This window comes from Gelidibacter sp. (assembly GCF_035515035.1).
Classification (GTDB): domain Bacteria; phylum Bacteroidota; class Bacteroidia; order Flavobacteriales; family Flavobacteriaceae; genus Gelidibacter.
The window spans coordinates 1-11626 of record NZ_DATJCA010000112.1 but is presented as its reverse complement, the minus strand read 5'-3'; the positions used below and the strand labels follow the sequence as shown (position 1 = coordinate 11626).

The following is an 11626-nucleotide window of genomic DNA, read 5'->3' as shown; positions in this document are numbered from 1 at the left end:
CTAGAGCACAGGTCACGACCAATCCCTTTCAAAAATATTTTCAAAAAACTGTAACAAAGTATATATAACTTCATCTTTATAACAAAGCAATTGTTTTTTTGACACCAACCAACCCTCATATTGAAGTTTTGCTGGAGCAATGTAAATCTGGTGACCAACGTGCGCAAATGGACGTTTACAACAGCTATTACAAAGCCATGTACAACACGAGTTTTAGAATTGTAAAGGACAGTTTTAAGGCCGAGGACATTATGCAAGAATCATTTTTGACGGCTTTCACAAAACTAGAGACGCTCAAGGAGTATTCAATGTTTGGACCATGGTTGAAACGAATTGTCATCAACAATAGCATTTCTGAATATCAAAAAAATAAAAAGGACAACAACGTTCCTCTAGAAAACGTCATATATAAAGTTGAAGATGATCAAGGTGTTCCTGAAGATTACGAATGGACTAACATCAAAGCGGCTCAAATTGTAAAGTGCATGAAAAGTTTAAAGGAAAATTATCAAATAGCCTTGACCTTATTTTTAATTGAAGGTTATGATTACGAAGAAATTGGCGAGATCATGAATATAAGTTATGCTAACTGTCGTACGATGATCTCTCGTGCCAAAGACAGTTTGAGACAAAAGTTAAAACCTCTAGTGGACTTTAAAAAGTAAAATTATGAAAACAGATAAACTAGAAGAACTTTTTAGGGATTTAGAACATGAATTTGACATTGAAATACCTGAAATTGGTCATCAACAACGATTTTTTGATAAGTTAAATTCGGTTAACAAGAAAGAAAATGCTAAAGCTCCAAAAAGAAAATCATTCACAGTTATTCTATCTATTGCTGCATCGATAATAGTGTTTTTTGGATTGTTTATCTTTTTACAAAACAAAATGGAAGTCAATGATCTGGCAAGTGTATCTCCAGAATTGTCTCAAACCCAAGACTTTTTTACAACGGCGATCTCTTCTGAATTGAACAAAATAAAAGCACAGCGAAATCCAGAAAATGAAATACTTATTTCAGATGCTTTAAAACAAATGGAATTGTTAGAAAAAAATTATGAAAGATTAAAGCTTGACCTTAAGGCAAGTGGTAAGGATAAACGTGTAATTTATGCCATGATCAGCAATTTCCAAAGCCGAATAGACATTTTGGAAAATGTATTAAAATCTATTGAAAACCTTAAGGAATTCAAACAATCAGAACAAACTCAAATGACCCTTTAAATTAGCACCTATGAAAACTAAACTATATTTTCTTATGATCTTGTTGCTCCCTTTCCATTTGACTTTTGCGGGCAATAAATGGGATGGCAGGCACACCAAAGAAAAAACCATAAAAAAAGAATATACGGTCAATCAGGACGCCTTGTTGAAAATCAGCAACAGTTATGGCAATATCAATATCATCACCTATTCCGGAAACACGGTCAGGATTGAGGTCAACATCAAAACTAATGGCAACAATCTGGACAAGGTACAGGAAAAACTAGATAATATTACTGTAGATTTTCATGCCTCTTCAACCTTGGTATCTGCTAAAACCATCTTCGATAAAAATAAATCTGGAAGCTGGTGGAATTGGGGAAGAAATACTAATGTCAATATGGAAATCAATTATTTGATAAAATTACCAATGAGCAATAGTGTGGATTTGAGCAATGATTATGGTAGTATTAATTTAGACCGATTGGAGGGTCACGCCAAAATCAACTGCGATTATGGTAAAATCACCACTAAAGAACTAATGGCCGACAATAATTTGATCTCGTTCGACTACACCAATAACAGCTATTTCGAATTCATCAAAAGCGGAAAAATAAATGCTGACTACAGTAGTTTTACCGTAGCAAAAACTAAAGACCTCGACATTAATGCTGATTATACCAAGTCAGTCGTCGAAATTGCGGAAAATGTAAGTTACACTTGCGATTATGGATCCGTCACCGTGGAAAAGGCTAATAACGTAAAAGGTAATGGCGATTATCTGACCGCACGTTTTGGAGAAATCTATAAGAACATTCAGATAGCAGCCGATTATGGCTCTATCAAGATTGATAGAATGACAAAAAATGCGGGTAACGTTTCTATAGATTCAGATTTTACCGTTATCACCATTGGATACGATTTTGGATATCAATTTAAGTTTGACATCAAGTTGGAATATGCTTCGCTTAGAGGCGCTGAAGACTTTCAGTTCATTAAGAAGAAAGCGGAATCCAATGACAAACTATACCAAGGGTATCAAGGTGATGCCAACGCAAAGAACCTCATTAAAATCACTTCCGATTATGGGAGTGTCACATTCAAAAGAAATTAATTAACACCGTTTCGCTATCGCGGAAATAAAAACAATCTAATTCCATGAAAAAATCAATTCTATTTGTTGCAGTGCTACTCCTTACAACCACAAGTCAGGCCCAAATGAAAATCAAAGGAAATGGCAACATCACTTCCATTACCAGAACAACTTCAGCTTATGATGCCGTTACTTTTGCGGGACCTTTTGATTACGTTTTGGTCTCAGGAACGGAAGGAAAAATAAAAATTGAAGGAGAAGAAAACCTGTTGCAATATATTATAACTGAAGTGAAAAATGGCACATTAAATGTCAAAATCGAGAATAAAGTCAATTTACATACCTCCAAGAATAAGACCATCAAAATAACGGTTCCTTTTGAAGACATCAATACTGTTTTCCTTACTGGATCAGGAGATGTTTGGAACGAAAACACCATTTCAACACCTCATTTCAAGACTTCAGTGACAGGTTCTGGAGACATCATATTGGATGTGGAGGCAACATCGGTTGACGCCAATGTTACAGGTTCTGGAGATTTAACCTTGAAAGGAAAGACAAATCATTTAAAAGCGAGCGTGACCGGCTCTGGAGATTTCAAGGGGCTTAATCTTATTGCCAATGATGTGAACGTTTCGGTAAATGGTTCAGGAGATGCCAAAGTGGTCTGCAACGGCCAATTAACAGCCCGTGTATCAGGATCAGGTGACATAAAATACTCAGGAAATCCTAAATCTGAAGATACGAAAGTAGCCGGTTCAGGTAGCATTAGTAATTAATAGGAATCAGGTGCGCACTTTCGTGATCATTTCTTAAATAGTAAAGGTTAGAGCTAAATAAGCTATGCTTTTCTGGGAACTCTAAAAAGAAGGACGATTCCTAATAAAAAGAATATAAACAAAAATAGAATGGCATTACGCATACTGCCCGTAATTTGATCGATAGTAGCAAAGATGACCATCCCGATAACAATTCCAATTTTTTCTGCCACATCAAAAAAGCTAAAGTATGAGGTGGTATCTTTAGTTTCCGGTAAAAATTTGGAGTAGGTTGAACGCGCCAAGGATTGGATCCCACCCATCACAAATCCGACACAACTGGCAGCAATATAAAAATCCATTGGGGTGGTCATAAAAAAGGCGTAAAAACATAAGCCCATCCAAATAAAGTTTATGGCAATTAAGGTGTTGATGTTTCCAAATTTAGCCGATGCTTTTGAAGTCAAAATAGCGCCTATTATAGCGACCAACTGAATAATTACAATACTGAAAATCAAACCCATGGTTTTCCCATCAGTATCAGCCCATGCTATTTCTTCTTCTCCAAAATAAACAGCAACCAACATAATGGTCTGAACTGCCATACTAAAAACAAAAAAGGCTGCTAGATACCGTTTCAATCTTAAGTTATTGGTCAATGCCGTCCAGACGGTTCTTAGTTCCTTAAAACCATTAAAAACTATAGATTTGGTGACTTTATGACCGTTTGAAACGCCCTTAGGTAAGATATAAAAAGTGTATTGGCTGAACAGAATCCACCAGAGTCCCACAGTAATAAACGCTACTCTCATGGCTTCAATTGAAGCAGCATTTCTAGCGGCTTCACTAGCCACTTCTATTTCTGTTTCGGTCCCGGTGGCCAAAATGTCTGGCGCTATTGCAATGCTAAATCCAAAGATATTTGGGTACATCACCATAGCTAAATTGAAGATCAACAAAAGCACACTTCCAATATATCCCATTGAAAAACCTTTGGCGCTAATTTTATCCTGTTGTTCAGGAAAAGCTATATCAGGAAGGTAAGAATTATAAAACACCAAACTTCCCCAATAGCCTATCAAGCCCATAAAATAAAACAGCAAACTCAGATGAATGTGCTCTAAGCTAAACCAATACAACCCAATACAGCCTAGTCCACCCACATAACAGAAAAACTTCATAAAACTCTTTTTGTTACCAACGTAATCGGCAATACCTGATAAAATGGGCGATAAGATTGCCACAACCAAAAATGTGAATGCCGTAACAAAGGTGATGAGGGCCGTGCTTTTAAATTCGAAACCAAAGGCACTGATCCTTTTGACCTCAGAAATAAACAATGCGGAATAAAATATAGGAAATATGGATGACGCAATGGTGAGTGTATATACTGAATTTGCCCAATCATAAAATGCCCATGCATTCAGTAATTTCTTGCTTCCTTTTTGATATTTCTCCATTGAAGGCTTATTAATTATTTCTATTATTATTCGCGGTTGTCATTCCTATACCATTAAACATGAATGCAACAGATATTGAAAACAAAAAAGCTGTTCGCTCCAGGTTTTGGGCATGAACAGCTTTTAAAAATAGTTATTTATTTTACAACAGCGATGGATTAACTTTTAAATGTGTTTACTCCAAATTTCTTTGCTTCTGCTCTGGCTTTTTCAGCGTGAGCTTCAATGTTTTTAATACGTGTTTCATTGGCAGGGTGTGTGCTTAAAAATTCAGGTGGTGCTCCTCCTCCACTTTGGGCGCTCATACGTCTCCATAGGTTGGCAGCTTCCAAAGGCTCATAACCAGCAATCGCCATTAAATACAGACCAATCTCATCGGCTTGCGTTTCATGACTTCTGCTAAAAGGAAGCATCACGCCTACTTGAGAACCAACACCGTAAGCTTGGTTAAAAAGATTTAATGTTTCTGGATCGTTAATCACCACATTTCCAGCTATAGCACCCATTTGTTGCAACATTCCGGCACTCATACGTTGCTGACCATGATTAGCGAGAGCGTGGGATACCTCGTGCCCCATAATGGCAGCTAGTCCTGCCTCATCTTGAGCTATTGGTAAAATACCCGTGTAAACAACAATTTTCCCGCCAGGCATACACCATGCGTTTACAGTTTTGTCATCAACAAGGTTATATTCCCATTGATAGTCTTTTAAATAGCCCTGATAACCATTGGCGTCTAACCAACGTTCAGCAGCTACGGCTATTTTTTGTCCAACACGTCTCACCATATCGGCATCCTTCGTATTTCTTATCACCTTGTTCTCATTTAGAAACTCATCATACTGTGCAAATGCAGTAGGAAAAAGTTGTGAGTTTGGAACAAGGGCTAAGGTCTTATTTCCCGTAAATGGATTCGTAGCGCATGATAAAAATAGTGACAGTGCACCCATTGCTACTATTGAATTTTTATATCTCATTTTGTAATTGTGTTATGATTTAGTGTTAAAAATACAAAAACCATTCCCTTATTGATTAACTCAAAAAGAAATAGTTTTTGCTATTGTGAAATCAAAGGAATTCTATTTCCCAAAAAGATGTAATTCGGTAAAACCTTTGTCGATTATCATTGAATTATTACCGTTCATTTTAAGGTCATTTAAAGATATTTCTTCATTATCAATCTGTACCTTAGTAATGGAAAAAGGAAGCCCATGGAATTCAATTTTAAACGTCTGGTATTCGGCATCAAATTTTCCTTCTTTGTGTTGTTGGATAATGAGTTCGTCTGATTTTCCTGTCAATTTAAAGGTTCTTAAACTGTAGCGTCCTTTTTTATAATCATAACCATCATGGGCATCATCAAATAAAACAGAGGATTCCTTCCCGTTTTTAAAATAAACATCAAGCTTTACTTCAGCAATATCTATCTCACCAACATATTGTTGCACCGGGAATTTTGGAATGATAGCTCCGGCTTTCACAAAAACCGGGATGGTTTCAATATCAGCATCCACCCACATTTCCTTTCCTCCTGACACAATTTGATCGGTCCAAAAGTTGAACCATTCACCTCGAGGAATAAACATACGCCTTCCGCGAGCATTCGGTTCTAATATTGGACATACCAAGATATGGTCTCCAAAGATAAATTCATCAGACCTGTAATGTGTATGCACATCATCTTGATCAAATAAGACGAGGGATTTCAACATCGGAATTCCTTCTTCAACATATTTCCAAAATGAAGTGTATAAATAAGGTAGTAGTTGGTAACGCAACTCAATCCATTTTCGGACGATATTGGTAACGTCTTCATCAAATGCCCACGGCTCTTGATTCCCGTGATCTCCAGAAGAATGCACTCTAAAGAAAGGATGGAAAACTCCAAGTTGAATCCATCTAGTAAATAACTCGCCACTTGGCTGTTCTGCAAACCCACCAATATCACTACCGGCAAAAGAGAATCCTGACATAGCCATACGTTGTGCCTGTATATTGGCTATCCATAAATGTTCCCATGATGCTACGTTATCTCCTGTCCAGGTGGAACAATAGCGTTGTGTCCCAGAATATGCAGCACGAGTGATCACAAATGGTCGTTTTGGATAGGCAAATTTCTTCACACCTTGGTAGGTTGCTCTTGCCATCTGCATGCCGTAAACATTATGTGCCTTTCTGTGGCTACAACGGTTACCATCATATTCGTGTCTTACGTGGTCAGGAAAAGTCTTATTTGGAACTTCCATCACCGCAGGTTCATTCATATCATTCCAAACGCCTTTAACTCCTATATTTTCTACCAAATCCCTAAATAAATTTGACCACCACTCGCGTACTTTCTCATTAGTGAAATCAGGAAAATAACATTCTCCCGGCCATACTTTACCTTTCATATAAGGGCCATCGGCTCGCTTACAGAAGTAATCTTTGTCCAATGCCTCCTTAAAAACAGAGTAATCTTTATCAACTTTGATTCCCGGATCAATGATGACAACCGTTTTGAAACCATCATCAGCTAATTCCTTGACCATGCGTTTTGGATCTGGAAAATGATTTTTATCCCAAGTAAAACATCTAAAACCATCCATATAATCGATGTCCAAATAAATGGCATCACAAGGGATTTTTAACTCCCTGAACTTTGAGGTTACCTCTTTGACTGTAGATTCTGGATAATAACTCCATTTACATTGATGGAAACCCAATGCCCATAACGGTGGCAATTGATGTGGTTTTCCAGTTAAATCGGTATAATTGGCAACAACATCTTCCATTTGTGGGCCATAGATGAAATAATAGTTCATTTCACCGCCTTGAGCCCAGAAACTTGTAACGTTGCGTCTTTCTTGACAAAAATCAAAATAGGATCTAAAGCTATTGTCAAAGAAAATTCCGTAGGCTTTTTTATCTTTTAATCCCGTATAAAATGGAATGGCTTTATAAATAGGGTCAGTATCCTTACCAAAAGCGTAACTATCTGTCACCCAGTTCTCAAAGCGTTTCCCCTTTAAATTGAGCTCAACAGGTTTATCGCCCAAGCCATAATAGCTCTCGCCATCATGGGATGCTTTACTCATTTTCACAATATTACCGCCATATTCATAGCTTTCTTCCCAATGGAAACCCAGTTCGTCTTCATTGATTAGTTTATGATCTTTGGCATCAAAAATCAGGACTTGTAAATTATCCTTTTTGATATGACAAATAAGTTTAGACGTGGTAATCTTATAAGATTCTGCCTCTTCTTCAATTTCTAAAAAGTTGTAACCTTTGCTGGCATGTTTTGTAATGGCATAAGAAAAATCATTTTCGAAGGTACCAGTGGTCGTATATCTAAAACGTAGGACACTATCTCTCAAAATAGTCATTTCTAAAACGACATCATTCTCTGTAGTAAAGTAAAGTGTGTCTACATCCTTTCTATAGGCTATTATTTTGGATGGAAACAAATTCCCCTTTTGTTCTAAATCAGTATTTATAATCATAATATGGTATTAAAAATCACAAAAAAACATATAAGTTTTCAAATATAAAATTTAAGTTGATAGTACTTGTTAACTACAACGATTGCGCGTTGATTAATTAATGAAATGGACTGTCAATTATTATTTTCCGTCTGTTTTCTTAGATATGGAGTGAGGTTTGCTGGATTTCGAATTGGATTTCGTTGGTTTAATCTTAGTAGATTTTACCGGAGACTTGGATGTCTTGTTAGCATTTGTATCCGAAGCCTCCTTTTTAGGTTTAGAATTTGTTTTCACTTCTTCTTTTGGTGACTTTTTTACAATTTTTGCTTTCTCTTTTACAATCGATTTATCTGAGACTTTATGAGATGACTTGGTCGGTTTGATATATTTAAAAGCAACCATTCCCAAGGGTGGAATAATAATTTCTACAGAATGGGCCCGATTGTGCATTTCGATTTTCTTAGTGCTAATGATTTTGTTCTTAAAATCGCCCGTACCGTGGTAAATCTCATCATCACTATTGAAAATCTCTTGGAGTTTTCCATTAGTAGGCACTCCTATACCGTAGTTGACCATTGGTGTTGGGGTCATATTACAGGCAACTATAACATCATTTTTAGGGTCATTCCCTTTTCTGATATAGACTAAAACTGAATTTTTGTGGTCATCATAAGCTATCCATTCAAAACCTCCACCCGAAAATTGTTGCTCGTACATTGCAGGTTCTGACTGGTATAAACGGTTTAAATCGATGATCAGGTTTTGAATCCCTTGGTGAAATTTAGAATCTAATAAATGCCAATCCAAACTCGATCTAAAATTCCATTCGTTGTTCTGTCCAAATTCACAGCCCATAAAAAGCAATTTGCCTCCAGGATGTGTAAACATATAACTGTATAACAGTCTCAAGTTGGCAAAGCGTTGCCATTCATCGCCGGGCATCCTACCTAATATGGAACGTTTGCCATATACAACTTCATCGTGGCTCAGTGGCAACATGAAATTTTCAGAAAAAGCATAAGTCATTGAAAACGTCAAGTCATTTTGATGGTATTGTCGATAGATAGGCGGTTTGGCAAAATATTCAAGTGAATCATGCATCCAGCCCATCATCCACTTCATGCCAAAACCAAGTCCGCCAGAAAATGTAGGTCGTGATACCATTGGGAATGCTGTGGATTCTTCAGCTATATTCTGTACATCAGGATAATTGGAATATACCGCTTCATTCATCTCCTTTATAAATGCAACTGCATCTAAATTCTCTCTTCCACCAAACATATTTGGCTCCCACTCCCCTTCATTTCTTGAATAATCCAGATATAACATGGAGGCTACGGCATCAACCCGTAATCCGTCAGCATGATATTGGTCCAACCAAAAAAGTGCATTACTGATCAAAAACGATTTGACTTCGTTTCGTCCATAATTAAAGATCAAACTTTTCCAATCATGGTGATAGCCTTTTCGTCTATCTGGATGTTCGTACAAACAAGAACCATCAAAATACCCAAGGCCGTGTGCATCTTCAGGAAAATGTGAGGGCACCCAATCCAAAAGAACGCCAATATCATTTTTATGAAGGGTATCCACTAAAAACTTGAATTCCTCAGGATAACCAAAACGTGAGGTTGGCGCGAAGTATCCTGTGATTTGATAGCCCCAACTTGGGTCATAGGGGAATTCCATAATGGGCATCAGCTCCACATGGGTAAACTTCATTTTTTTAACATAAGCAACAAGATCATCTGCCAACTCCACGTAAGACATAAATCGATCTTCGGTTTCATGACGTTTCCAAGAGCCTAAATGCACTTCGTAAACAGAGAATGGAGCATCTAAAGCATTGTTCTTTTTACGCTTGGACATCCAATTGTCATCTTTCCATTTATAATTATCTTGCCATATTATAGATGCCGTTTTTGGTGGATGCTCAGAACGACGTGCATAAGGATCTGCCTTTTCGGTTTTTATGTTGTTATGATGGCTCGTGATTTTATATTTGTAAATATTACCTTGCCCAACTTTTGGAACAAAGCCTTCCCACACACCACTTTTATCCCATCTGACATTGAGTTCATGTGCATTGTCATTCCAATTATTAAAATCGCCAATTACCGAAACTTTTTTGGCACTGGGGGCCCAAACTGCAAAATAAGTGCCTTTTATACCATCGACTTCCATGATGTGCGACCCAAACTTTTCATAAAGTCTGAAATGCTTTCCAGCTAAAAATAGATTGATATCAAAATCGGTAAAACGACTACAAGGCGTTACTTTTGCCATATTTTAGGTTTAAATGTGTTAAGATATTTGAAATTAAAATCCTAAAGTACTAAAATTACGTTGACAATGTAACATGAATTGCTGATTTAAAATCCTTGTTATTATCTTAACACTTTCTAAAGAAAGGAAACAAAATACCTTTCGACTTAATATCAAAACCATATATCATCATTATGAAAACACTATCTTTTATATTTTTATTCAGCCTAATTTTTAGTTGTGACAGTCCCGCACAAAAAAAAGAGCATAAATCAGGTCAAGAAAAAGAATTTACCATCACAAAATCAGATGCGGAATGGAAGGCGGCATTGACTCCTATGCAATACAATGTCATGAGACGCGGTGGTACTGAAAGAGCCTTTTCTAGTCCGCTTGATAAACATTACGAGTCGGGAACCTATGTATGTGCCGCCTGTAAAACCCCACTTTACGAAAGTGAAAACAAATTTGATTCTGGAACGGGTTGGCCAAGTTTTGACCGTGTTATTGAGGGCAATGTTGCTTTTGAGAAAGGTGGCAATGCGTACATGGGCATAGAAGAACATTGTGCTACCTGTGGCAGTCATTTAGGCCATGTTTTTAATGACGGGCCAAAGGCAACCACTGGAAAACGTCACTGCATCAATGGGGTAGCTCTGGAGTTTGTGCCCAGAAAATAAAATGTATTCGAATTCGATGATGGCCTAACTTTTTAGAAGCAGAAGATGAAAAAATGGTCATCAACGCTATCAGAAGTTAAAAGTTCCCTATGCTTCAATAAACTTCTGAAAACTTCTGAAAGAATGGAAAAAAGGCTGGAGGCGGTTATTTGACTTCGCTATTAAGCTTTAAAATTAACCTTTATAAAAAACGTGGAGGCAACAAAGACCATTTAAAACCAATTCTTAATAACTATTCCCATATTTGGATTTGGTAATTTGCAATTTGAAATTTACTTTTTGTAACTTCGTGGCTTCTAATCACGATTAAATAAATCTCATGAGTAAATACGATATCATTGTTCTTGGAAGTGGTCCTGGTGGCTACGTAACTGCTATTAGAGCATCACAATTAGGTTTCAAAACTGCAATTATTGAAAAAGAAAGTCTTGGTGGCGTTTGTTTAAATTGGGGTTGTATCCCAACTAAAGCATTGCTGAAATCGGCAGAAGTTTTTGAATATCTTAAACATGCTAAAGATTATGGCCTTTCTGTAAAGGAAGCCGATAAGGATTTTTCAGCGGTTGTAAAACGCAGTCGCGATGTTGCAGGCGGCATGAGCAAAGGGGTTCAGTTTTTATTGAGAAAAAATAAAATTGATGTGATTGAAGGTTTTGGAAAACTGAAACCCGGCAAAAAAGTTGACGTTGACGGAAAG

Annotated in this window: 10 protein-coding genes; 6 read left to right on the top strand and 4 right to left on the bottom strand. The window is 37.0% G+C overall.

Going from position 1 to position 11626, the window contains the following annotated elements; translation table 11 throughout:
- Positions 1-98 precede the first annotated feature (98 nt).
- Genes VLZ86_RS09675 through VLZ86_RS09660 form a run of 4 tightly spaced genes read left to right on the top strand, consistent with a single transcriptional unit; the run spans position 99 to position 3078 of the window.
- Positions 99-665 carry an RNA polymerase sigma factor gene (locus tag VLZ86_RS09675; RefSeq protein WP_325450770.1) on the top strand — a complete coding sequence of 189 codons (567 nt, stop codon included), beginning with the start codon at positions 99-101 and terminating at the stop codon, positions 663-665.
- Positions 666-669: 4 nt separating this feature from the next.
- On the top strand, positions 670-1227 hold the full coding sequence (locus tag VLZ86_RS09670) for a hypothetical protein (protein ID WP_325450768.1): 558 nt from the start codon (positions 670-672) through the stop codon (positions 1225-1227).
- Between the two features lie 10 nt (positions 1228-1237).
- The gene (locus tag VLZ86_RS09665; protein WP_325450766.1) at positions 1238-2320 is read left to right on the top strand and encodes a hypothetical protein; all 1083 of its coding nucleotides are present in this window, start codon (positions 1238-1240) and stop codon (positions 2318-2320) included.
- A 44-nt stretch (positions 2321-2364) separates the two neighbouring features.
- A complete protein-coding gene (locus VLZ86_RS09660; RefSeq protein WP_325450764.1) occupies positions 2365-3078 on the top strand; it encodes a head GIN domain-containing protein in 714 nt (237 codons plus the stop codon).
- Positions 3079-3140: 62 nt separating this feature from the next.
- Here the strand turns inward: VLZ86_RS09660 and VLZ86_RS09655 are convergent, their stop codons facing one another.
- The 4 genes from VLZ86_RS09655 to glgB all read right to left on the bottom strand — a co-directional run bounded on the left by VLZ86_RS09655 (position 3141) and on the right by glgB (position 10270).
- Positions 3141-4517, bottom strand: coding sequence for an MFS transporter (locus VLZ86_RS09655; protein WP_325450762.1), 1377 nt, complete (start codon positions 4515-4517; stop codon positions 3141-3143).
- 158 nt (positions 4518-4675) lie between these two features.
- Positions 4676-5494, bottom strand: a complete 819-nt coding sequence (locus VLZ86_RS09650; protein WP_325450760.1) for a M48 family metallopeptidase — start codon at positions 5492-5494, stop codon at positions 4676-4678.
- Positions 5495-5596: 102 nt separating this feature from the next.
- Positions 5597-8002, bottom strand: coding sequence for a glycoside hydrolase family 31 protein (locus tag VLZ86_RS09645; protein ID WP_325450758.1), 2406 nt, complete (start codon positions 8000-8002; stop codon positions 5597-5599).
- Between the two features lie 120 nt (positions 8003-8122).
- The gene (gene glgB / locus VLZ86_RS09640; RefSeq protein WP_325450756.1) at positions 8123-10270 is read right to left on the bottom strand and encodes a 1,4-alpha-glucan branching protein GlgB; all 2148 of its coding nucleotides are present in this window, start codon (positions 10268-10270) and stop codon (positions 8123-8125) included.
- A 173-nt stretch (positions 10271-10443) separates the two neighbouring features.
- On the opposite strand from glgB, the gene msrB reads away from it, so the two are divergent.
- A complete protein-coding gene (gene msrB / locus VLZ86_RS09635; protein WP_325450753.1) occupies positions 10444-10929 on the top strand; it encodes a peptide-methionine (R)-S-oxide reductase MsrB in 486 nt (161 codons plus the stop codon).
- A 319-nt stretch (positions 10930-11248) separates the two neighbouring features.
- On the top strand, positions 11249-11626 hold a 378-nt coding region (locus VLZ86_RS09630), incomplete at its 3' end, for an FAD-dependent oxidoreductase (protein WP_325450751.1).